The following is a 23,765-nucleotide window of genomic DNA, read 5'->3' on the forward strand; positions in this document are numbered from 1 at the left end:
AACCCGCCCAGGCGCCGCACGTTTCCGCGGGCGATGAGCCAAGATGCAACCCGCACCGCACCGCCCGCCGACAGCATCATCCTGGGCTATGGCCCGATGCTGCCCACTCTCGCCGCCGCGATCGGTGCATGGGTCCTGCCGCCACCCTGGCCGCTGTGGGCGCTGCACCTCGGGATCCTATGGGCGGCGATGATCCTGATCTTCATCGCCGGCGTGCGTCGAGGCTTCGGCTTCGGTTTTCCCGCCGCGTCGAAGGCCGCCTCGATCGCCAGCAGCCTTGGCTATTTCGTGCTCGCGGGCGTGGCGCTCGTCCTCGCCTCGCCGGTACTCGCGCTGATCCCGCTGCTGATCGGCTATGCGCTCGTCGCGCTGCTCGACCGGCGTGCGGCGCAGCATGGCGATGCGCCCGCCTATTTCGCCGCACTGCGTCCGCGCCAGATGCTTGTCGCGCTGCTCGGCCTTGCCGGACTTTGGGCCTGGGTGCTCACCCGCTGACGCGGCGTTGACCAATCCGCCCGGCCCCATCGCTCGCCTGCAATCCAGCAAGGCTGGATCGGGGGGGGGCGCCGCTTCCACGCAAGTGGAACAGACCCTAGAAGGACGCTGTGCACCGTGCCCTAGCCATCCTGCCGTTCGCGCTGATCCCCGCGGTGCTATTCGCGCTCTTCTTCCAAGTCGCGATCCTGGATCCGTCCCATATCGGCTGGCTGATCCGTGGCAGCGACAATGGCGAGAACGCCCTTGGACTGCACGCCTATCTCCACGACGCGACGGCCGCGTGGAGCCTTCGCACTTCGCTGCTCAACGCGCCGGAGGGGGTGCCGCTGCTCTTTACCGACAGCAATCCGCTGATCGGTCTTGTGGCCCGGCCGTTCGCGCGGCTCCTTCCGGCCGATGCGCAATTCGTCGGCCTGTGGTTCCTGCTGTGTCTCGTGCTGCAAGCGGCATTCGCGGCCGCCCTGCTACGCCGTCACGCGCCGGACAGGCTCGCGCTTTGGGCCGGGACCGCGCTGCTGTGCCTGCTGCCGACCTTGTTCAACCGGATCATCCACGCCAATCTGTTCGCGCACTGGCTGATCCTCACGGCGCTGTGGCTGCACCTCGAGCCGCGGCACGGCCATACCCGCTGGTGGCTGCCGCTGCTCGCCGTCACGGCGCTGGTGCACAGCTATCTGCTCGTCATGGTCGGCGCGGTCTGGGCGTGCGCGACCGCCTCACGCATCGCCGGAACGCATGGCCCGCCGCGCCGGCGCGCGATATTGGGCGCGGCGGCGGCGCTGGTCCTCGTGGCGGTGCTCGCCTGGTGGCTGGGAGCGGGCGGGCAATACGCGCTGGCAGGAAATTACGGCGCCTTCGCGATGCCGCTCGATGCGCTGGTCAACCCGGGCAATCCGTCCTTTTCGACACTGCTCCCGGCGACGCTCCAGCGCGAGGGCAGGGGATTCGAGGGATTCCAGTATCTTGGCGCGGGACTGCTGGCGCTGCTCCTGATCGCGGCCGTCATCGCCGTCGTCCGGCCGCGGCCTGCGGCGGAGCGAATCATGCACCGCCGGTTGCTTTGGCTCGTACCTGCCTTCGCTGCGCTGACGCTATTGGCGATCAGCAACTATCCCGACATCGCCGGCCACCGGCTGCCACGCATCGCCCTGCCGGCGATATTGGCGCCTGCGCTGGACATGGTCCGCGCCTCGGGGCGGCTCTTCTGGCCGGTCGCCTATGCGCTCGTGCTGCTCGCGGTGGTCGCGGCTTACCGGCTGGGGCGCGACCGCGCCGGGCTGGTGTTGATGGCGCTGATCGCGCTGCAAATCGCCGATCTATCGGGAATGGCGACCGCGCTGCGGACGCTCACCCGTGGAGGGGACACGACGTTCGTACGGACGCGTGATCCCCGCTGGGCGGCGGCGCTGGCGCATGCGCGCGACGTCGCGGTTCTTCCCGCCGAGCCCACGCACGATCTCCAACTGTTCCAGGAAGTCGCCTGGCGCGCGACGTCCGCCGCGAAGCCGGTGCGCGCCGTCTATGCCGCGCGTACGCCCCGTGTGACGCAGATCCGAGCCGCGGCCGATCTCGCCAGTTTCCGTGCGGGCCGGCTGCGCTGCGGGCGACTGTACCTGCTGCTCGATGCCGAACCCGCGCCGCCGGGTGCGGCGGTCACCACGCTCGACGGCGCCCGCATCATTTGGCCCCAGGCGTGCCGCCGTCCTTCATCGCCTCGATCAGCTTCTTGACCTCCTGGCTGCGACCGCGCGGCAGCACCAGCACGTCGTTGCCGCTCGCCACCACGATGAGATCCTCGACGCCGACCGCCGCGATGCGGATGCCGTCGGAGCGCAGCAGGCAGTTCGTCGTGTCGATCGCCAGCACCTCGCCGCGATGGACATTGCCCCGGTCGTCCTGCTCGCTGATCGCGTGAAGCGCGTCCCAGCTGCCGACGTCGCTCCACCCCATCGCAACCGGCACGACCGCAACGCGTCCGGCCTTTTCCATGACCGCATAGTCGATCGAGTCGGACGGCGAGGCAACGAAGGCGGCGGCATCGGGCCACACGCAGGTCCGCTCGCGCCGCGCTTTGGTCATCGCCTCCTGCGCCGCGGTCAGCATCGCCGGCGCATGCTGTCCCAGTTCGCCAAGGAAGATATCCGCGCGGAACAGGAAGATGCCGCCGTTCCACGCAAAATCGCCCGCTGCGAGCATCGCCTCGGCCCGCTCGCGTGGCGGCTTTTCCACGAAGCGCGCGACGCGGTGGACACCCTTGCCGATCTCCTCACCGACCTGGATCCAGCCATAGCCGGTCTCCGGCGCGTCTGGCGTGATGCCGAACGTCACCAGCCAGCCCTCCGCGACCAGCGGCATCGCCGCCTCGATCGCGGCGTGAAAGGCGGCGACGTCGTGGATGACGTGATCCGACGGCATCACCAGCAGCGCATCCTCGCCCTTTGCCGCGAGGGCGCCGAGTGCGATCGCCGGGGCGGTGTTGCGAGCGGCCGGCTCCAGAATGACGGCCTGCGGCGCGATCCCCGCCGCGTCGAGCTGCCCTTCGATGTCGCGGACATGCGCCGCATTGGCGACGACGATCGGTGCGGCGAAACCTTCCCCGTGCGCCCGCTTCGCGGTCAGCTGCAGCATCGTCTCCTCGGCCGTCAGTGCAAGCAGCTGCTTGGGCATCTCCGGGCGCGACATCGGCCACAAGCGAGTGCCCGACCCTCCGGAGAGGATCACGGGAACGATGGTCATAACGGTCGTATTCTCCCTGGGAGGCGCATCTATAGACAAAAGGATGCGATGCCGAAACAATCCGGGGCACGATCCTGTTCCACGGCGTGGGCGTCTCGTCCGCGATCGTACATGTTCAGCAAATCTTTGCCTTTTCCTGCCAATCGAGGAACGTGTCGGAAAAGCTTACACCAAAGCGGATCGCGCGGGCTAGCCGGGGGCCGGATCGGTGATCCGCCTTTTCAAACATTATGTGCCGCAGGCGGTGCTGCTGCTGGGGGTCGTCGACGCCCTGCTGCTGCTCGTCGCCGCCGAGGCGGGCTGGGTCATCCGGGCGCACCAGATCGGCATGGCGGCCGGATCGATCACCACGCGCATCCCGCAGGTACTCAGCTTCGTCGTCGCGTTGCAGGTCGCCCTGGTATCGGTGGGCGCCTATGGCGTCGCCTCGTTCCTGTCGTTGCGGTTCGCCGCGGCGCGGCTGGCGGTCGCGATCGGACTCGGCGTGCTCTTCCTGTCGCTGATCTTCTTCCTGGTGCCCGCTCTGACGTTCTGGCGGTCGAACCTGTTCTACGCGATGCTGGTCGCGATCGTGCTGCTCGTCACGGTGCGCGCGCTGCTCGGCCGGACGCTCGGCGGCGACACTTTCAAGCGGCGCATCATCGTCCTCGGGGCAGGACCCCGGGCCGCGCGCATCGGCGAACTCGCCCGCCGCCCGGGATCGAACGTCATCGTCGCGGGCTATGTCGCGATGGGCGAATCCGGCGTCGCGGTCGACGATGCGGTCGCGCGCGCCGACATTCCCAACCTCGCGGCGCATGTCATCGACCGGCGCGCGACCGAGGTCGTGCTCGCGCTGGAGGAACGGCGCAACGCGCTTCCGCTCAAGGATCTTCTGCGTGTACGCACCACGGGCGTCGCCGTGTGCGAGATATCGACCTTCCTGGAGCGCGAGACCGGGCGAATAGACCTTAATTCCGTCAATCCGTCGTGGCTGATCTTCTCAGACGGCTTCGCATCCGGGCGGATCGTATCGGGCATCGTCAAGCGGGCGTTCGACATCGCGGCCAGCCTGTTGCTGCTGACGTTGACGCTGCCGCTGATCGTGGTCGCCGCGATCGCGATCAAGGTTGAATCGCGTGGCCCCGCCTTCTACCGGCAGCGCCGCGTCGGCTTGTACAACCAGCCGTTCGAAATCCTGAAGCTGCGGTCGATGCGGCAGGACGCCGAAGTCGCCGGGCAGGCGGTGTGGGCGGAGAAGGACGATCCCCGCATCACCCGGATCGGCCGCTTCATCCGCAAGGTGCGCATCGACGAACTGCCGCAGACTTGGACCGTGTTGAAGGGTGAGATGAGTTTCGTTGGCCCGCGTCCCGAACGCCCGCAGTTCGTGGCGCAGCTGGAGGATCAGCTACCCTATTATGCCGAGCGGCATATGGTGAAGCCCGGCATCACCGGTTGGGCGCAGATCAACTATCCGTATGGCGCCTCGATCGACGATGCACGCCACAAGCTCGAATACGACCTGTATTATGCGAAGAATTATTCGCCCTTCCTCGACCTGCTGATCCTCCTCCAGACGCTCCGCGTGGTGATCTGGCCGACGGGGGCGCGGTGACGCTCGCGCTGATCCTGTGGGGCTATGCGATCGCCGCGCTCGCGTTCGGCGTGCTCGCCGTGGCGGTCGCGCGCGGTCCGGCGTCGCTGCCCGCGCGCGTGGGGCTGACGAGTGCGCTCGGGCTCACCGCGCTCTGGGCGCTCGCGGTGGCGGGGATCGCGGCACGCGATCCGGTGACGACATTGGCGGAAAGCCTTCGCAACGTCGCCTGGCTCGCCCTGCTATGGTATCTGGTCCGCCGCGCGCGCGCGGGCAATGTCGCGCTGACGGCCCTGTATCTGGTCACTGCCGCGGTGAACGCCGGCGCCGTGGTGCTCGCCCTGCTCCAGACGCTGCCGCTGGGGACGGATGTCGCGGCGGCCGTCGGCGGCGTCTGGCTTGCCGCCCGCATGGTCGGCGCGCTGCTGGGCCTGATGCTCTGCCATCAATATGCAACCCGCGTCGCGGCGATCGGCGGATCGGCCGCGCTACTGCCCGGGATCGCCCTCGCCGGCATGTGGACGATGGACCTGGCGCTTGCCGTCCTCGCCTATGGCCTCGACGGCTGGCCGGACGCGATGGTGGCGATGCGCGGCTTCGGCATGGTCGCGGTCGCCGCGCTGATGCTGCCCGCGGCGATGGCGTCGGACCGGACGCTGACCGTGTCGCATGGCGGGGCGCTTCGCCTGCTGTCAGGCTTCGCGGTGCTTCTGTATGTCGCGCTGACGCTCGCTCTGCTGCGCGTCGCGGAAGGACTGGCGGGCACGCATGCGCGGATCGCGGAGACCGCGATCGTCTGCGGCGCCACCGCCGCGCTCGGCACCGTGCTGACCGCGCCGTGGCTGCGTGCGTGGGCGAAGGTGAAGCTGGCCAAGCATTTCTTCGACCACCGGTACGATTATCGGGTCGAATGGCAGCGGTTCGCGGCGCGGCTCGGCGCCCCCGGCAGCGGCGAACCGCTCGGCCAGCGCGTCGTGCGAGCGCTGGCAGACCTTACCGATTCGCCCGGTGGACTGCTGCTGGTCGCGGCGGGCGAGGGGCTTGAGCGTGACGCGGCGTGGAACTGGTCCGCCCCGGGCGACGCCGACGCGGCGCTGGCGGCCCATCTCGCCGGCAGCGAGCGGATCGTCGCGCTGGACGAGGTGCGCGGCGGGCTCGCCCCCGTCGAAGAAGCCGCGGTCGTCCCCGACTGGATGCGGGCGCAGGCGGATGCCTGGGCGCTGGTGCCGCTGCTGCATGGGCGCGATCTCGTCGGCGCGGTGCTGCTCGCACGACCGCCCGTGGACCGGTCGCTCGATTGGGAGGACCTCGACCTGCTGCGCATCGCCGGGCGTCAGGCCGCGGGGTATCTCGCCGAGGAGCGCGCGCACGTGGCACTGGCGGAGGCGGCGCGGTTCGACGAATTCAATCGCCGCTTCGCGTTCATCCTGCACGACATCAAAAATCTGGTCAGCGGCGTCAGTCTGGTCGCGCGCAACGCCGAACGTCATGCCGACAACCCCGCCTTTCGTGCCGACATGATCGCCACCCTCCAGGATTCCGCCGCCCGCATGAATGCGCTCCTGTCCCGCCTGTCGCAGCATCACCTGAGCCAGCCCGAGGCGCTCCAGCCGGTCGACGCGGGGGCGCTTGCGGCGCGCATCGCGCGCCGCCGCCGTGCCCAGCATCCGGTCGAGGCGCGCGGCGCAGGGGTCGCGCGCGCGCATCCGGGCCGGCTCGAACAACTGCTCGACCATCTCGTGCAGAACGCGCTGGAGGCGAGCGCGCCCGACGCCCCCGTCATGATCGAGGTCGCGGAGGCGGACGAGTGCGTCACCATCGTCGTCGCCGACCGGGGCTGCGGCATGAGTCCGGCATTTGTCCGGGACCGGCTGTTCCGTCCCTTCGCCTCGTCCAAGCCCGGCGGGTTCGGCATCGGCGCCTATGAGGCGCGCCAGCTCGCAGCGGCGATGGACGGCACCATCGCGGTGACCAGCCGCGAGGGCGAGGGCAGCCGCTTCACCGTCACCTTGCCGCTCGCCGCGCCGGCGGAGGCGGCGGCATGAGCGGGCACGCCGATCCCATGCCGGTTCTCCTCGTCGTGGAGGATGATCTCGCGCTGCAGCGCCAGCTGCGATGGGCTTATGACGGCTATCAGATCGTCACCGCCGCGACCCGTGCCGAGGCGATGGAAGCGCTGCGCAGCCACGAGCCCTCGGTCGTTACGCTCGACCTCGGCCTGCCGCCGGACCCCGACGGGACGAGCGAAGGCTTCGCCCTGCTCGCCGAGATACTTGCCGCCAAACCGGATACAAAGGTCATCGTCGCCTCGGGCCATGGCGCACGCGACAGCGCGCTGATGGCGATCGACCGGGGTGCGTGGGATTTCTACGCCAAGCCGATCGACATCGACGCATTGGGCCTGATCGTCGCGCGCGCGTTCCACGTTCAGGCTCTGGAAGCGGAGAACCGGCGTCTGGCGCAGCGGGCCGACGCGGGTGCCAGCAGCTTCGGCGGCCTGATCTACGCGTCCGACGAGATGGCGCGCGTCGTGCGAACCGTCGAACGCGTCGCCCCCGCGGACGTATCGGTGATGCTGCTCGGCGCGAGCGGAACCGGCAAGGAACTGCTCGCGCGCGGCCTGCACGACGCCTCCCCACGCGCACGCGGGGCGTTCGTCGCGATCAATTGCGCCGCCATTCCCGAAACGCTGCTCGAGAGCGAGCTGTTCGGGCATGAAAAGGGGGCGTTCACGGGTGCGGTCAAGACCACGCCCGGCAAGATCGAGATGGCGGCGGGCGGCACGCTGTTCCTGGACGAGATCGGCGACGTGCCCCTCGCGTTGCAGGTCAAGCTGCTGCGCTTCCTGCAGGAACGGACGCTGGAACGGATCGGGGGACGCAAGGCCATCGCCGTCGACACGCGCATCGTCTGCGCGACGCACCGCGACATCGATGCGATGGTCGCGTCCGGGGACTTCCGCGAGGACCTCTATTACCGGCTCGCCGAGATCGTCGTGCGCATCCCGGCGCTGGTCGAGCGGCCCGGCGACGCCGTGCTGCTCGCGCGCCAGTTCGTGCGGCGTCATGCCGCGGCGATGAAACTGCCCGTCGCGGGCCTCGCGCCGGATGCGATCGACGCGATCGGCAGCTGGGGCTGGCCCGGCAACGTCCGCGAGCTGGAGAATCGGGTCAAGCGCGCGGTGATCATGGCCGACGGCAAGCAGGTGACCGCCGCCGACCTGGACCTTGCCGACCGGTCGCAGGAGCCGGTGCCGCTCAACCTGCGCAGCGTGCGCGAGGCGGCGGACCGGCGCGCGATCCGTCAGGCGCTGGCGCAGGCGGAGGGCAATATCTCGGGCGCCTCGCGCCTGCTCGGCGTCAGCCGGCCGACGCTCTACGACCTGCTCAAGAGCTACGACCTTCATGGCTGAAGCGGTCTATCCGATGCTGCGCCCGCGTCGGCGAAAGCGCCGGGCCGCACCGTCCGCGCGGACGGTACGCCTGCTCGCGGTCTTGGTCCTGTTCGGCATCGCCGCGGCAGCGGCGGCGCTGATCGTCCGCCGCCCCGCCCCCGTCGATCCGCAGCGTGCGCTGTCGGATGCCCGCCGCGCCTATGCGCTGGGCAATTACAGCGCCGCGCGCAATCATGCCTTGCGCGTACTCGGCGTCGCACCGCAATCGGTGCCCGCGCAACGCCTGCTCGCGGACGCCTATCTCCGGCTGGGTGACGGCAACGCCGCCGAAGGAGCGCTCAGCCGAGCGCGCGCTGCGGGCGCGCCGGGCCTGGCAGGGCATCTCGCCGCCGCCCGGCTGTTGCAGGGCGATGCTCGCGGCGTGGTCGCGCTGCCGCTGCCGCATGGCGATGTGCTCGCCCTCCGTGCGCGGGCAGGCGCGCTGGCGCTGCAGGGCGACGTCGGGCAAGCCGCGCGGCTGCTGCTCGATCGCCTCGCCGCGCGACCGGACGATGGCGAGACCTGGGCGGCACTCGGCCGGATCAGGCTGGACGCGGGGCAGGTCGCCGCCGCCGCTGATGCGAGCGCCCATGCCCTGCGCCTGCGGCCCGGCGACCCCGTGGTGCTGACGCTCGCGGCGCAGCTGATGCGGACGCGCTATGGCCTCGTCGCGTCCCTGCCCTGGTTCGAGGCGGCGCTGCAACGCGACGCCTATTTCTATCCCGCTCTGGTCGAATATGCCGCGACGCTCGGCGACGCGGGCCGTTATCGCGACATGCTCGCCGCCAGCCGGCGCGCGCTCGCGGCGAGGCCGGATGCGATCGCGCCGCTCTATCTCCAGGCGATCCTCGCCACCCGTGCCGGTCGTGCCGACCTTGCCCGCGACCTCTTGCAGCGGGCGGGCGCGGGCGGCGCGGACCTGCCCGGCGCGACGCTTGCCGCCGGCGCAGTCGCCTATGGCGGCGGCCGCTATGAGCGGGCGATCGACGCCTGGCGCCAACTCGCGGTCGCGCAGCCGCTCAACGTCACCATGCGGCGTCTCCTCGCGGCGGCGCTGCTCCGCTCGGGTGACGCAGCCGGCGCGATCGCCGCTCTGGCGCCCGTCGTCGCGCGCGCCGATGCCGATACCTATGCGCTGACGCTCGCGGCACGTGCGCAGGAACGCAGCGGCGACCGCGTCCGCGCGGCGATGCTGCTGGACCGCGCCGCCAGCGGTACGCGCGGCCCGTCGGCGGTCTTCGCCAGCGACCAGGGCGTCGCGGCGCGGGTCGCCGATGCCGCCGCCGCGCCCGGTGACCCCAATTACATATTGGGCGTGATCCGCGCGCAGCTGACGCAGGGCGACGTGGCGGGGGCGGTCGCCCGCGCGCGGGCCTTGGTCGCGCGCGCGCCCGGTAGCCCGGCGCCGCTGCTCGCGCTCGGCGACGCGCTCGCGATCGGTGGTCGTTACGCGGAGGCGGCGCCCGTCTATGCGCGTGCCGCCGACCTGGCCTTCGACGAGCCGACGATGCTGCGCGTCGTCGACGCCTGGGGCCGGGCAGGCAACCCGCGCGCGGCGGCCGCGGCCCTGTCGCTCTACCGCCAGCAGAACCCGCAAAGCCTCGTCGCGGCGCGCCTGCTCGGCCATTGGCAGGTGCTGGCCGGCGACGCGGATTCGGCGATCGAGACGCTTGAAGACGTGCGCCGGCTCGTCGGCGACCGCGACGCGGGCCTGCTGGCCGATCTCGCCTACGCCTATGCGGCCGCGGACGAGGGCGCGGTCGCGCGCGTCTATGCGCGTGCCGCCTATCGCCTGCAGCCGATGAACGCGAGCGTGTGCGACGCCTATGCCGTGTCGCTCGCGGCGGCGGGCGAGATCGACGGCGCGCGCCAGCTCGCCGCCAAGGCGTTGGCCCTCGCCCCGCGCGATTCCGTCATCGCCGACCACGCCCGGCGCATTTTGAAGGCCTGAGGCCGCCGACGGTCTCGCTGCCGGACAAGGGTCTGATGTACCTGCGCGGAAGCGGTACCGGTTCTCACCCTAGGCTGGGTGTAGGGGCCGGCACCGCCCCGATCCAGCCTTGCTGGATTGCCGATTATTCCGATCACATCGCGAAGGTTCAGCTTTCGGGCGTCTTGCTGTACCGCGCGCCCATGGCCGATCCCCTGGACCGTATCGCCGCCGCGCTGGAGCGGCTGTCGCCGCCGCCCCCGCCGGCGGCCGATCCGCTAGCCCACCCCGCCTATGTGTGGCGCGACGGCGTACTGGGCGCGGCCCGCGCGTTCGCACCGCTGCCGCTCGGGATGCTGCGTGGCGTGGAGGCGCAAAAGGCGGCGCTTGTCGCCAATCTGACGCGCCTCGCCGCCGGCCACGCCGCGCAGGACGTCCTGCTCTGGGGTGCGCGCGGCACCGGCAAGTCGGCGCTGGTGAAGGCGGCGGTCGGCGCCGTACAGGCGGACGGCGCCCCCGTCGCGCTGGTCGAGGTCGCGGCGGACCGTCTGGCGGACCTGCCCCATCTGTTCGCGGCGCTGGCGGCGCTGCCGCGCGCCTTCGCGATCTTCCTCGACGATCTCGGCTTCGATGCCGCGGCGGACGCGCGCATCCTGCGATCGCTGCTGGAAGGCGGCGCGGAGGCGCGGCCCGCCAATGCCCGGCTGATCGTCACCTCCAACCGCCGCCACCTGATCGTGCGCGACATCGCGGAGCAGTCGAGCGCGATCAATCCGCGCGATTCGGTCGACGACCAGCTCGCGCTCGCGGACCGGTTCGGTCTCAGCCTGGGGTTCCACGTCGTCGACCAGGACGGCTATCTGACGATCGTGCGAGGCTATGCCGAGGCGCACGATCTACCTTTCGATCCCGCCGACGCGGTGCAATGGGCGACGCGCCGCGGCAGTCGATCCGGCCGCGTCGCATGGCAATATGTCGTCGAGCTGGCCGGGCGCGAGGGGAAGGCGGTCTAGGGGTTTGATCTCCGTGCGCGGAAGCGGCGCCGGCCCGCACCCCCACCCCGCCGCGCCCCTCACATGAACGGTGTGCCGCCCGTCACCGGGATCGTCGCGCCCGTCGTGTAGCTCGCGCCGTCGCTGGCCAGATAGACATAGGCCGGGGCCAGTTCCGCCGGCTGCGCCGCGCGGCCGATCGGCGTTTCCTGGCCGAAGCTCTTCACCTGGTCGTCCGGCATGGTCGACGGGATCAGCGGCGTCCAGACGGGGCCGGGCGCGACCGCGTTGACGCGGATGCCGCGCTCGGCGAGCATCTGCGCCAGGCCGCTGGTGAAATTGTGGATCGCGCCCTTCGTTGTGGCATAGGCGAGCAACGTCTGCTTCGGCTTCACCGCGTTGATCGAGGCGGTGTTGATGATCGACGCGCCTTCGCCCATGTGCCCTACCGCCGCCTTGGCGAGATAGAACATCGCATGGATGTTGGTGGCGAAGGTGCGCTGCCATTCCTCGTCGGGAATGTCCTCCAGCGCCTCGAACGTCTGCTGGTGCGCGGCGTTGTTGACCAGGACGTCGATGCGCCCGAACGCGTCGACCGCCCGATCCACCACCGTGCGGCAGTGCGCGGGATCGGACAGGTCGCCGGGCACCAGCACCGCCTGACGCCCGGCCTCCTCGACCAGTCGTTTGGTCTCGGCGGCATCGTCATGCTCGTCCAGATAGGCGACGAGCACGTCGGCGCCCTCGCGCGCGAAGGCGAGCGCGACCGCGCGGCCAATTCCGCTGTCGCCGCCGGTGACGATCGCCTTGCGGCCCTCCAGCTTGCCCGACCCGCGATAGCTGTCCTCGCCATGGTCGGGACGCGGGTCCATCGCATCGGTGCGGCCGGGAATGGGCTGCTGCTGCGCGGGGTAGGGCGGGGTGGGGCGATCGGTCATGGCGTGTCTCTTGCGGCGGATGGGCCTGACGAACCGCACGGGCAGCGCCGCCGTTCCGGCAGGTTGATCGAAATTGGCCAGTTTTCACGCACGGCCCCCGCGCGCATCCTGCGAAAGGTCTTGTCTTCGACGCCCATTCGGGCTCCGGCACTGGTCCATGCGCGCCCTTGCCCTCGCTGCCGTCTCGATCGTCGCGACGCCCTGCCTCGCCCAGACCGCCGGTGCGGGCGAGGGGGCTGGCGACATCGTCGTCACCGGGCGCGGGCTTGCCGGTTCGCCCGGCGACGATGCGCTCGCAACCGTCACGATCGACCGCGATCGCCTTCTGGAGAATGCCGGCGGAAGGCTGGAGGGTGCGTTGTCCGACATCGCGGGCCTGCAGCAGTTCCGCCGCGCCGACTCGCGTAGCGCCAATCCGACCAGCCAGGGCATCACCTTGCGCGGGCTCGGCGGCAATGCGGCGAGCCGCGCGCTGCTGATTCTCGACGGCGTGCCGCAGGCGGATCCGTTCGGCGGCTGGGTCGCGTTTCCGGCCTATGCGCTCGGCAGGCTGGGGCAGGTGCGCGTAACGCGCGGCGGCGGCAGCGGCTATGCCGGCCCCGGCGCGCTGGCGGGAACGGTGGAGCTGTCCAGCGCCACACCCGATCAGCTGCCGCCCTCCGCCGGAAGCCTGTTCTACGGCAGCCGCAGCTCGGTCGCGGCGGACGCCTCGGCGGCACTGGTCCGCGACGACGGCTTCGCGACCCTCTCGGCCGCCTATGCCCGCGGCGACGGCTTCGTGCCCATCGTCCCGGAGGATCGGGGACCGATCGATCGCGCCGCCCCCTATGAACAGGCCTCTGCCGCGGTGCGCACCGTCGTGCGCGTTGCCCCGGCGACGGAGTTGCAGGCGAATGTCGCAGGCTTCACCGACACCCGCGAACGCGGCACGGCCTTCACCGCCAACCGCTCGCGCGGCGCGGACGCCAGCCTGCGACTCGTCGGACGCGGCAACTGGGGCTGGTCGGCGCTCGCCTATCTCCAGACGCGCGATTTCGCGTCGGGCTTCGCCGCCCTCGATGCGGCAAGGACAAGCGCGACGCAGACGCTCGATGAATATGGCACGCCCGCGACCGGCGCCGGCGCGCGGCTGGAGCTGAGGCCGCCGATGGGCAGCGGCATCGACCTGCGGCTCGGCGCCGATGTCCGCCACGTCGACGGGCGGACGCAGGAACTGTTCGCCTATGCCGCGGGCCGGCCGACCCGCCGCCGCGTCGCGGGCGGGACGTCGTCAACCGCGGGCCTGTTCTCGGACGGTGCCGTCGACGTCGGCCGGCTGACGCTCACCGCCGCCGCGCGGATCGATCGCTGGACGATCCGCGACGGCTTCCTGACCGAACGCGCGCTCACTGGCGGGCCGGCGTCGACGGACGCGCGCTACCCGGACCGCTCGGGACAGGAATGGACGGGACGCACCGGGGTCGCGTGGCGCATGTTGCCGGGCGTGACGCTGCGCGCGGCAGGCTATCGCGGCTGGCGGTTGCCGACGCTCAACGAGCTGTACCGTCCCTTCCGCGTCGGTAACGACGTTACCGCCGCCAATCCCGTGCTCGCGCCCGAACGGCTGGTCGGGGCGGAAGCGGGGGTGACTTTGACTCCCTCGCGCGGCGCCAGCCTGGCGGCGACCTGGTTCGATGACCGGCTGGACGATGCGATCGCCAACGTCACCCTGTCCACGACACCGACGAGTGCCGCGCGGGTGCGCCGCAACCTGGACGCGATCCGCAGCCGCGGGCTGGAGGTCGACGCGGCTTATGCGCCGGGGCCGGTCGGCATGCGGCTATCATGGAGCCATGTCGACGCGCGGGTGCGGGCGAGCGGCGCGGCGGCGGCGCTCGATGGCCTGACACCTGCGCAGACGCCGCGCGACCAGGTGTCCGCGACACTCGACTGGCACCGCTCCGGGTACGCCGCGTCGGCGACGCTGCGCCATGTCGCGCGCCAGTTCGACGACGACCAGAACAGCCGCAGCCTTGCCCCCGCGACCACGCTCGACGCGACGGCGGCGGTGCCGTTGCGCAGAAGACTGGCGCTGGAGGCGCGCGCGGAGAACCTCTTCGACGCGCGGGTGGAGGCCGGCATTTCCAGCGGCACCATCGTCGAGCGCGCGACGCCGCGAACCCTGTGGCTGGGGATGCGGGCGGGATTCTAACGGGCCGGTCCGGGGCTCGCGATCCGCGCCGATTGACGCGCGACCGCCCGAGCCCCTAAAGGCCCATTCGTGACGGGTCCCCGGAGACGGGGTCAAAAGGGAAGTCCGGTGAGCGCCTTTCGAAGGCACGAGCCCGGCGCTGCCCCCGCAACTGTGACCGGATAGCGGTCCCTCCACGATGCCACTGGGCGCCTGCCCGGGAAGGCGGGGGGATTGCGGCGACCCGGGAGCCAGGAGACCTGCCCTTCACCGTCGATCCACTGTGCGGACGGGGTGTGCCGGACAGCCGAAGGGGGGACCTTCGTGAGCGAACGACATCCGCCGCGTGCGAATGGTCGCGCGCGGGACACGAAGGATGTGGAAGAATGCCCGTAACCCGTTTTCTGATCACCGCCGGCGCATGCGCGCTCGTTGCGGTCGCCGCGCCTGCCGTCGCACAGGTCGCGCCCGCTGCCGACGGCAGCGACGACGTCATCGTCACCGCCGCCCGCGCCGCGCAGCGGGCGGATGAGGTCGGCCAGGCGGTCACCGTCGTCACCCGCGACGAGATCGACCGGCGCCAGACCGTCTCCGTCGCCGACCTCCTGTCGACCACCCCGGGCGTCACCGTGACGCGCAACGGCAGCCTGGGTGGCTTCACCGGCGTGCGGCTGCGCGGCGCGGAAGCCGAACAGACGCTCGTCGTTATCGACGGCGTGCGCGTCAACGATCCCTCCTCGCCCGGCGGCGGGTTCGATTTCGCCAACCTGCTCTCCGCCAGCGTGGAGCGGGTCGAGGTGTTGCGCGGCCCCAACTCGGTGCCTTGGGGCAGCCAGGCGATCGGCGGCGTCGTCAACGTCATCACCGAGGCGCCGACCGAGCAGATCAAGGCGCGCGGCAGCGTCGAATATGGCTATGCCGACACGCTCTATGCGCAAGGCGGCGTGTCCGGTCGCCAGGGTGCCGTCTCGGCCGCGCTGACCGGCGGCTATCTGCGCAGCGACGGCATCTCGTCCGCCGCGGTCGGCGAGGAGCGCGACGGCTATCGCCAATATGGCGCGACCGGCCGTGTCGGCGTCGATTTCACCGATCAGATCGGCCTCGACCTGCGCGGCTATTGGGCGAACAGCAAGACCCAGACCGACGGCTATCCTGCGCCGCTCTACGTCTTCGCGGACGATCCCAGCTATTCGACCGCGGACGAGCTCTACGGTTATGCGGGGCTGCACGCCAATTTCGGCACCTTCCGTAACCGCGTCGCCTTCACCATCGCCGACATCAACCGCGACACCTATGCACAACCCGGCGCGACTCCGTCGCCGTTCCGCGGCCGCTCGGAGCGCTACGAATATCAGGGCGAGTACCAGCCGCTCGACCAGGTCCGCATCGTCGGCGGCGCGGAGCATGAGACGAGCCGCTATCGCGACGCGACGCTGCGCCGCTCGGTCGGCATCACCAGCGTCTATGGCGAGCTGATCGTCAAGCCGATCCAGCCGCTGACGATCACCGGCGGCGTCCGCAACGACGACCACGACACGTTCGGCAACCACACCACGTTCGGCGCCGACGCCGCGCTGGCGCTGGCGACGGGCACGGTGCTGCGCGCGAGCTACGGCGAGGGCTTCAAGGCGCCGACGCTGTACCAATTGTACAGCCCCTACGGGAACACGCGCCTCGACCCCGAAACCGCGGCCAATTACGACATCGGGGTGCAGCAGACCCTGCTCGACGGCCGCGCAACATTGGGCGCGACCTGGTTCCACCGCGACACGCGCAACCAGATCAATTTCCGGGGCTGTTCGCGCGCCGAACAGACGACCGCGAACTCGATCTGCGTCAACCGGCCGTTCGGCGTCTACGACAATATCCAGCGCACCCGCGCCGAAGGCGTCGAGTTCGCGATCGGCCTGCGCCCCGTCGATGCGCTGACCGTGTCGGCGAACGTCTCGTACATCGACAGCGAGAACCGGACGCCGGGAACGACGTTCGGCAGTGACCTGTTGCGTCGGCCCAAGGAGACGGCGGCGTTCGTCGTCGACTATCGCCTGCCGTTCGGGCTCGGTATCGGTGGGACGGTGCAGCTCGTCGGCGACAGCTTCGACAGCGACAGCTATGGCAATCGCGTGCGCCTCGACGGCTATGCGCTCGCCTCCATCCGCGCCGAGCTGCCGCTTGGGGATCGTTTCTCTGTCTACGGCCGGGTCGATAACGTGACGGACACGCGCTACCAGGCGGTCGCCGAATACGGCACCTACGGCCGTGCGGCCTATGGCGGGGTGCGCGTGAAGCTGTGATGCGCCGGTTCCCGTCATCGCTCCCGCGGTGGCGGGACCTGCTTCGTCGGTGGCCCGGTGGCCCCGGACCCGTTTCGGCGGCCACCGGACAACTGACGCGCGACAAGGCGGTCGCACGGAGTTACCCGCCGCACCGGGGACCCAGGACGGGCGCCGGGGTGACGGCAGGCGTCTGGCTCGGTGCGCTCCTCCTGCTCGCCGCCTGTGCTCCGGCCCCCGCTAGGATGGGGGGCATCGTCTCCACCAATCCCTGCGCCGACGCGATCCTGGCGGTCGTCGCGCCGGATCGGCTCGCGGCGGTCAGTCATTATTCGCATGATCCCGGCGCGACCTCGATGCCGCTCGCGCTCGCGCGGCGTTGGCCCGCGACGTCCGGCACGGCGGAGGAGGTGATCGCGCGCCGTCCCGATCTCGTCGTCATCGACAGTTTCGCCCCCGCCGCCAGTCGCGAAGCCTATGCCCGCGCGGGGCTCAAGGTGCTGACGCTCGACATCGCCGCCACCATTCCCGCCAGCGAGGCGCAGGTCGCGACACTCGCCGCCGCCGCCGGCCGGCCCGAGCGCGGCGCGGCGCTGATCCGCGCGATCGATGGCGCCATCCCCCGCGCGACCGGCCCGCGCCCGCCGGCCTTGCTGTTCATCGCCGGCGATCTCGCCAATGGCGGCGGAACCCTGCTCGACGCGCTGTTGCAGCGCGCCGGCTTCCGTAACGCCGCTGCCGATTATGGCCTCGCCTTCACCGGTGCGCTGCCGATCGAGACGATCGCCGCCCATCCGCCGCGCGTGATCCTCAGCGATGACGACGGTCGTTCGGCGAACCTGCGGCGCCGTGTGCTCGATCGCGTCGGCGCCCGCACCGTCGAGGCGCGCTTTCCCCGTCGCCTGATGAATTGCGGCGGCCCGGCGCTGATCCCTGCGCTGCGCCGTCTCGCCGCCGTCCGCGCGCAGGTCCTTTCGTGAACCGCGCGGGGCGGATCCTCGCGCTGGTGCTGCTCGTCGCGGCGGCCTTCGCGCTGTCGTTGGTCGCGGGCAAGCAATGGCTGCCATGGGACAGTCCCGCCGCCAGCGCGATCTTCGTCGAGCTGCGCCTGCCGCGCGCAGCGCTCGGCGCGCTCCTTGGCGCGATGCTGGGCCTCTCCGGCGCAGTGCTGCAAGGCTTCCTGCGCAATCCGCTTGCCGACCCCGGCGTGCTCGGCGTCTCGTCGAGCGGCGCACTCGGTGCGGTCTTCGTCATTCTCTACGTCGGGGCGAGCGGCCTCGCGCTGTTCGCGGGCGCGATGGCCGGCGCGCTGGTCGCGCTGCTGGTGCTGATGGCCCTGACGTGGCGGGGCGCGGACGCCGTCGCCTTCATCCTGGCAGGCACCGTCCTGTCCAGCCTGACCGGTGCGCTCACCGCCTTCCTGATCGCGATCGCGCCCAATCCCTACGCCGTGGCGGGCGTACTCGACTGGCTGATGGGGGCGCTGACCGATCGCGGGCTGGCCGACCTCGCCCGTGCCGCGCCATTCCTCGTCGCGTCGATCGTGCTGCTCGCCTTCACCGGGCGCGCGCTCGATGCGCTGTCCTTGGGCGAAGCGGCGGCGCGGTCGCTCGGCATACGCGTCGACCGGCTGCAATGGCTGGTGATGGTCGGTACCGGTGCCGGCGTCGGTGCCGGTGTCGCCGCGACGGGCGTGATCGGATTCGTCGGACTGGTGGTGCCGCATCTGCTTCGTCCGCTGTTCGGTCACCGCCCGTCGGACCTGCTGCTGCCGAGCGCGCTGGGCGGTGCCGCGCTGGTGCTCGTCGCGGACAGCCTGTGCCGCCTCGCGCCGGGCGCGGCGGAAGTGCGGCTCGGCGTGGCCATGGCGCTAATCGGTGCGCCCTTCTTCCTGATGCTGTTGCTGCGCCGCAGGGGGCAGGCATGGATCTGATCGCGCGCGATCTGTCCGTGTCGCTCGGCGGCCGCCCGGTCCTGCATGGCGTCGACGTCGCGCTTCGCCGCGGCCGCGTCACCGCGATCCTCGGGCCCAATGGCGCAGGCAAGAGCAGCCTGCTCAAGGCGGCCGCGGGCTTGCTGCCGCCGCGGACGGGAACCGTGATGCTCGGGGACCGCGGGATCGGGACCATGGGCGCGCGGGAAAGGGCGCAGACGATCGGCTATCTGCCGCAAGACGCGACGGTGCATTGGAATCTCCACGCCGGTGACCTGGTCGCGCTCGGCCGCCTGCCGCATCGCGCGCGCTTTGCCGCGCCGTCGCAGGACGATCGCGCGGCCATAGCGGCGGCCATGGCCGCGACGGAAACGGAGGACCTCGCCGATCGGCCGGTCGCGTCGCTGTCCGGCGGCGAGCGCGCGCGGGTCCTGCTGGCCCGTGTGCTCGCCGGGCGGCCGCGATGGCTGCTCGCGGACGAGCCGCTTGCCAGCCTCGATCCCGCGCACCAGATCGACCTGCTCGACCGCTTGCGTGGCCTTGCCGCCGAGGGCGTCGGGGTGGCGGTCGTCCTGCACGATCTCGCGCAGGCGGCGCGCATCGCGGACGACGTCGTCCTGATGCGCGACGGCCGCGTCGCGGCAGCGGGCACGGCCGCCGAGATCCTGTCGCCGGAGACGATCGCCGCCGTCTTCGACGTGACGGTCGCGCGCCTGCCGGAAAGCCGCATCGTCGTGCCGGTCGGTCGCATCGCGCGCTGACGGCATCGACGCGGGCGCGGTCGCGGCTTATGCGCAGGCCGTGACCGCACCTCTACGCCTCCGCCTCGATACCGCCGCCCTGCAGGACAATTGGCGCGCTCTCGCGCGGATCAGCGGCCCTGCCGCCTGCGGCGCCGCGGTCAAGGCGAACGGTTATGGCCTGGGAGCGACCGTCGTCGCGTCCCACCTGGCGGCGGCGGGATGCCGCGACTTCTTCGTGGCGACATGGGCGGAGGCGGAGCGCCTCGCCGGGCTCGGACTGCCGAACCTGTCGGTGCTGCATGGTGTCCGCGACGCCGACATGGACCTGGCCCGCTCCGCGATGGCGCGGCCGGTGCTGAGCACGCCGGCGCAGGCGACGCGCTGGCGCGACGCCGGCGGCGGCGCGTGCGACGTCATGGTCGATACCGGCATGAACCGGCTGGGCGTCGCGCCGCAGGACGTGCACGACGGCCTGCTCGACGGACTGCGCATCGAAACGCTGATGAGCCATCTCGCCTGCGCGGACGAGGACCATCCGATGAACGCGCGCCAGCGCGACCGTTTCGCAAGTCTTGCCGGCGTGACCGGCGCGCGGCGGATGAGCCTCGCGAACTCGGCGGGTATCGCGCTCGGCAGCGGATATCACTTCGACCTCGTCCGGCCGGGTATCGCGCTATACGGCGGCGTGCCCCGCGACGACCTTGCGGGCGTCATCCGCCAGGTCGCCTATCCGGAGGCGCAGATCCTGCAGCGGCGCACGGTCCGTGCGGGCGACACCGTGGGCTACAACGCCACCTGGACCGCAACGCACGACACCGAGGTCGCGATCCTCAACCTGGGCTATGCCGACGGCTATCGCCGCGCCTTTTCGGATCGGGGCAGTGGGGAGGGCGGGGCATTGCCCGTGATCGGCCGGGTGTCGATGGACCTCGTCGCGATCGACGTGACCGCGCGTCCGGCGCTCGCCGAGGGCGACTGGGTGACGCTGGACTATGCGTTGCCGGCGGCGGCGATGCGCAGCGGCGTGTCGCAATACGAGCTGCTGACGGGGCTGGGCGCGCGGTTTGGGCGATAGGGCAAAAAAAGGGCCGTCGCCGAGGCGACGGCCCATAAGGTTGAGCGAGGCTTAAAAGCGCGCTTCGACGCCCGCGTACAGGAAGCGACCGATATTCGGATAGATCGCATCGTTGCCGGTGCCGGTCAGGTCATAAGGCGGCAACTCGTTCGAGAGGTTGTCCACGCCAACGTAGAACCGGAACTTGTCTGTGGCATTCACGCTGATCCGCGCGTCATGATAAATGACCGGCGAATAGTAGATGAACGGCCGCGCATCGGGATTGGTCGCCGGGCGACCCTGCGAGGCGAAGAACGTCTCGTAGCTCAGGCCCGACACAATCTGGCGCCCAACGTAGCGCGCCGTGTATCCGATGTTCAGCGCCGACAGCTTGGCGCTCAGGTTGAACCGTCCCTGCCACTTGGGATCGCCAAGCGTGCTGTCGATGCGATCGTAGCGCGCCGGCTCGGTGATGTAGCTGTATGACAGACGATCGATGACGTACGAGGCCTGCAGGTTCGCGCTCAGCGCATAGTCGGCATCGAACTTGTGGTTGTATCCGACTTCGAAGTCGATGCCGCGCGTCTTCAATGCCGCGAAGTTGAACGGCTGGTTGATGAAGCTGATCCCGTTACCGGCCTGCGCGAACGTGAACTGCGACTGGTCGATCGTGCGGCCGGTCTGGCCCAGGAAGGTCTGATTGGTGATCGGGTCGTTGGTCGTCCGACGGAAGACCGCCGAGCAGAACTGGTTGTTGATCCCGCCCGGATCGTCATAGCAACGGTTGACGATCGCCTGGCCGGTCAGGCCCGTGATCACGTTCTTCACCCGGATGTTGTAATAGTCGACCTTGAAGCTCAGGCCGGGGATCTGGTGCGGAACGTATGCCCCACCGACCGTAAAGCTATACCCGACCTCAGGCACCAGCGCGGAATTGCCCTGGTTCACGCCCGGAAGCGTTGCTGGCGACTGATTGGTCCACGGGCGGGTCAGGACTGTCCCGCTCGCCGGATCGGTAAAGGTAATGGTCGTCGGAATGCCGGCCGCGGCACAATTGCGCGCGCGGTTGGGATTGGTCGTGATGTTGTTGCCCGAGTTGGTGCCGCCGGGCTGGTCGCACGGATCACTGATGCTCGCGAACGTCGTCGCAGCCGTCGCGTACAAGTTGCTCAAGTTGGGTGCGCGCACCGAACGCGACAACGTACCGTGGAAGTAAACGTCGCGGATCGGCGACCAATTGGCCCCCGCATTCCAGGCCCAGACCGAACCCGTTGCGCCGCCATAGTCGGAAATGCGCGCCGAGCCTTCGAGCGTCAATTCCTTGAAGAACGGCAGGTCGGCAAGCAGCGGCAGGCGGAGTTCGCCATAGGCTTCCTTGATATTCACCGCCGGCGGATCGAAGGTCGATGCCGGGTTAAGGAAGGTCGCTCCCGAGGCGGTTACCGGATCCTGGCCCGAGAAGGCATCCTCGCGCCGGTATTCGCCGCCGATCGTGAAGGCGACCGGGCCGCCGGGCAGGCGGAAGAAGCCGTCGGTGTTACCCGTGATATAGCCCGTTACGTCGATCTCTTCGGCCCACTGGTTGCGAGTGGAGGTGTAGAGGATGTAGTTCGCCGCACGCGGATCAAAGGCGTTGGTGCCGAAGAGGTTGAGCGGCACGCAGTTGGGATCATCGTCGGCGGTACTGGCATTGGCGTTGACGGCGCAGACGACGCGCTGATTTTGCGAGTTCAGCACGTAATTAGAACCGGAGAAGCCCGCCGGTGCTACCGCGGCATTCACCGCCTTGGCGTAATTGGCAACGAGGACGTTGCCGCCGGTGCGATAGAAGTTCTCGGTGCGACCGTAGTTGCCCGCGATCTCGTAGTGCAGATTGCCCTTGGTGCTGATGTCGCCTTCGACACCGATCACGCCGCGATAGGTCCGGCGGGTATGGAATTCCGCGCGGGTGCCGATATCGTTGTTGAAGCGGTTGAGCGTGAAGCTGGTCGCTCCCGGTGCGAGGATTGTCTGTAGGGTCGAGCGTGCGCCTGGTGTCAGGAACGGATTGTTGATGCTGAACGTGCTGGTCAGCGTTCCGCCCGTGAAGCTGGGCTGAGTCGATTGCTGCTCCGCCTTCACCTGCGCGAAGCTGAATTCGACGAAGGGTTTGAACGCCGGCGAGAAGTCCCCATTGAGGTTGATGTTCGTCACAAAGCGGTCGAGGCCGGGCAGCAGCATGGCACCCTCGACGCCGGTCGCGGTACCGCCGAACAGGATGCCGCCGCCGATCAGGCGGTTATCAACCAACCCGGTGGTCGTCGGTGAATCCTTGAGAAGCGAACCGTCGGGCTGGAACAGATAATTGTAGGCCAGCGGGCTACCGGTTGGCGAGCTTTGACCGGTACAGATTGCTGCGCGCTGCGCCGCATTGGCTGCTGTCGCGGTCCCTGGGCACGACGTGACGACCGTTCCACCGATCGAGCGATTGCCGAAAACGATGCCGCGGCTGACGAACGCGGTGTTCGGCACGCCGTCGAAGTTGCGATTAGGGGCGGTCGTGATTTGCGACGTGATGAACCCAGGCGTACCCGTCAATGCACCCAGATAGTCTCGGTCCTCGTAAAACACGGGATTAGAACGAGAATATTCAGCCGACACGGTAAGGTTCATTCGCCCATCGGCAAAATTCGAACCCGTGATACCGCTGACCAGATAGCTGCCGCGGTCTCCATAGCTGGTCACACCGCCTTGCATGCGCAGACGGGTGCCCTCGTAATTCTTTTTGAGAATGATGTTGACGACGCCGGCAATCGCGTCCGAGCCATAGATTGCAGACTGGCCACCGGTAACGAGCTCGGTACGTTCAATGAGATCGAACGGTAGCGTGTTGATGTCCGGCGTGTAGCTTCCGGGGACGGCCGTTACCACGCGGCGACCATTGACGAGGGTCAGCGTGCGCGACGGGCCAAGGCCCCGCGCGTCGAGCAAGTTGAGGCCTGCCGTGCCGATCGAGCCGGTCGAGTTCGCTTGGCTGAAGGTCGTGCGCATCTGCGGCAGCTGGTTGAGCGCGTCACCGAGCGAGATGTCGCCGCGCGTGCCGAGCAGCTGCTCCGCCGTCACCGTCGCAATCGGCACTGCCGCATCGAATTTATTGCTCAGCCGGATACGCGAACCGGTGATGACGATCTCGTTGTTAGAGCTCTCGGCTTGCTCCACCGATGCGTCCGTCGACGTCGGTGACGTCGCGGCTTCGCCGGATTTGGGGGGAGGAACATCCTGGCCGGCGGTCTGTGCCGACACGGCCGACGCAATAAGCAGGGAGCTCACGAGCGCCGTGGCGCCCGCAAGGCGGGAAATTCGTGTCATAAGTACCCCTGTTGAGACATTTTTGTCTAACGAGGGCATGCTGTCGGCAAGTCCGACGCCACTCAAGTCAAATTGGCTTACCAATCGTGACGTAAACGTCATTTTGACGTTATGTGTGCCGTTCAGGTCACAGTCAGGTAA

At 69.7% G+C, this 23,765-nt stretch carries 16 protein-coding genes and 1 riboswitch; of the genes, 13 read left to right on the top strand and 3 right to left on the bottom strand.

What is annotated here, in order from left to right; all coding sequences use genetic code 11:
* Window positions 1-33 precede the first annotated feature (33 nt).
* Both RF701_RS14390 and RF701_RS14395 read left to right on the top strand, forming a co-directional pair.
* Complete coding sequence (locus RF701_RS14390) at window positions 34-495, top strand: DUF3429 domain-containing protein (protein ID WP_308815356.1); 462 nt, start codon at window positions 34-36, stop codon at window positions 493-495.
* Window positions 496-605: 110 nt separating this feature from the next.
* Window positions 606-2,228: a DUF6311 domain-containing protein gene (locus tag RF701_RS14395; protein WP_308815357.1), complete on the top strand. Its 1,623-nt coding sequence runs from the start codon at window positions 606-608 to the stop codon at window positions 2,226-2,228.
* Here the strand turns inward: RF701_RS14395 and RF701_RS14400 are convergent.
* The gene (locus tag RF701_RS14400; RefSeq protein WP_203308503.1) at window positions 2,176-3,234 is read right to left on the bottom strand and encodes a mannose-1-phosphate guanylyltransferase/mannose-6-phosphate isomerase; all 1,059 of its coding nucleotides are present in this window, start codon (window positions 3,232-3,234) and stop codon (window positions 2,176-2,178) included. The genes RF701_RS14395 and RF701_RS14400 overlap by 53 nt on opposite strands.
* Window positions 3,235-3,442: 208 nt before the next feature.
* Between RF701_RS14400 and RF701_RS14405 the strand changes: the two genes are divergently transcribed.
* The 5 genes from RF701_RS14405 to RF701_RS14425 all read left to right on the top strand — a co-directional run bounded on the left by RF701_RS14405 (window position 3,443) and on the right by RF701_RS14425 (window position 11,186).
* A complete protein-coding gene (locus RF701_RS14405; RefSeq protein WP_210356948.1) occupies window positions 3,443-4,831 on the top strand; it encodes a TIGR03013 family XrtA/PEP-CTERM system glycosyltransferase in 1,389 nt (462 codons plus the stop codon).
* Entirely contained in the window at window positions 4,828-6,855 is a 2,028-nt protein-coding gene (gene prsK, locus RF701_RS14410; protein ID WP_308815358.1) for an XrtA/PEP-CTERM system histidine kinase PrsK, read from the top strand. Before RF701_RS14405 ends, prsK begins: the two co-directional genes overlap by 4 nt.
* On the top strand, window positions 6,852-8,222 hold the full coding sequence (gene prsR / locus RF701_RS14415; RefSeq protein WP_210356947.1) for a PEP-CTERM-box response regulator transcription factor: 1,371 nt from the start codon (window positions 6,852-6,854) through the stop codon (window positions 8,220-8,222). Before prsK ends, prsR begins: the two co-directional genes overlap by 4 nt.
* Window positions 8,215-10,194, top strand: coding sequence for a tetratricopeptide repeat protein (locus tag RF701_RS14420; RefSeq protein WP_308815359.1), 1,980 nt, complete (start codon window positions 8,215-8,217; stop codon window positions 10,192-10,194). Before prsR ends, RF701_RS14420 begins: the two co-directional genes overlap by 8 nt.
* Before the next feature lie 182 nt (window positions 10,195-10,376).
* A complete protein-coding gene (locus tag RF701_RS14425; RefSeq protein ID WP_210356945.1) occupies window positions 10,377-11,186 on the top strand; it encodes an ATP-binding protein in 810 nt (269 codons plus the stop codon).
* Window positions 11,187-11,245: 59 nt separating this feature from the next.
* Here RF701_RS14425 and RF701_RS14430 read toward each other — a convergent pair whose 3' ends face one another.
* Window positions 11,246-12,103: an SDR family oxidoreductase gene (locus RF701_RS14430; protein WP_308815360.1), complete on the bottom strand. Its 858-nt coding sequence runs from the start codon at window positions 12,101-12,103 to the stop codon at window positions 11,246-11,248.
* A gap of 157 nt (window positions 12,104-12,260) precedes the next feature.
* On the opposite strand from RF701_RS14430, the gene RF701_RS14435 reads away from it, so the two are divergent.
* The 6 genes from RF701_RS14435 to alr all read left to right on the top strand — a co-directional run bounded on the left by RF701_RS14435 (window position 12,261) and on the right by alr (window position 20,297).
* Window positions 12,261-14,294, top strand: a complete 2,034-nt coding sequence (locus RF701_RS14435) for a TonB-dependent receptor domain-containing protein (protein WP_308815361.1) — start codon at window positions 12,261-12,263, stop codon at window positions 14,292-14,294.
* Between the two features lie 57 nt (window positions 14,295-14,351).
* A riboswitch (cobalamin riboswitch) is annotated at window positions 14,352-14,556 on the top strand.
* 103 nt (window positions 14,557-14,659) lie between these two features.
* Window positions 14,660-16,567 carry a TonB-dependent receptor domain-containing protein gene (locus tag RF701_RS14440; protein WP_308815362.1) on the top strand — a complete coding sequence of 636 codons (1,908 nt, stop codon included), beginning with the start codon at window positions 14,660-14,662 and terminating at the stop codon, window positions 16,565-16,567.
* A 158-nt stretch (window positions 16,568-16,725) separates the two neighbouring features.
* A complete protein-coding gene (locus RF701_RS14445; RefSeq protein ID WP_308815363.1) occupies window positions 16,726-17,526 on the top strand; it encodes an ABC transporter substrate-binding protein in 801 nt (266 codons plus the stop codon).
* On the top strand, window positions 17,523-18,479 hold the full coding sequence (locus RF701_RS14450) for an iron ABC transporter permease (RefSeq protein ID WP_308815364.1): 957 nt from the start codon (window positions 17,523-17,525) through the stop codon (window positions 18,477-18,479). The genes RF701_RS14445 and RF701_RS14450 overlap by 4 nt, the downstream gene beginning before the upstream one ends.
* A complete protein-coding gene (locus RF701_RS14455; RefSeq protein WP_308815365.1) occupies window positions 18,470-19,240 on the top strand; it encodes an ABC transporter ATP-binding protein in 771 nt (256 codons plus the stop codon). The genes RF701_RS14450 and RF701_RS14455 overlap by 10 nt, the downstream gene beginning before the upstream one ends.
* A gap of 40 nt (window positions 19,241-19,280) precedes the next feature.
* Window positions 19,281-20,297, top strand: a complete 1,017-nt coding sequence (gene alr, locus RF701_RS14460; protein WP_308815366.1) for an alanine racemase — start codon at window positions 19,281-19,283, stop codon at window positions 20,295-20,297.
* Between the two features lie 51 nt (window positions 20,298-20,348).
* Here alr and RF701_RS14465 read toward each other — a convergent pair whose 3' ends face one another.
* Entirely contained in the window at window positions 20,349-23,726 is a 3,378-nt protein-coding gene (locus RF701_RS14465) for a TonB-dependent receptor domain-containing protein (RefSeq protein WP_308815367.1), read from the bottom strand.
* Window positions 23,727-23,765: the final 39 nt, after the last annotated feature.

The sequence above is a fragment of the Sphingomonas sp. GV3 genome (genome assembly GCF_031082075.1).
Taxonomy (GTDB): Bacteria; Pseudomonadota; Alphaproteobacteria; order Sphingomonadales; family Sphingomonadaceae; genus Sphingomonas; species Sphingomonas beigongshangi.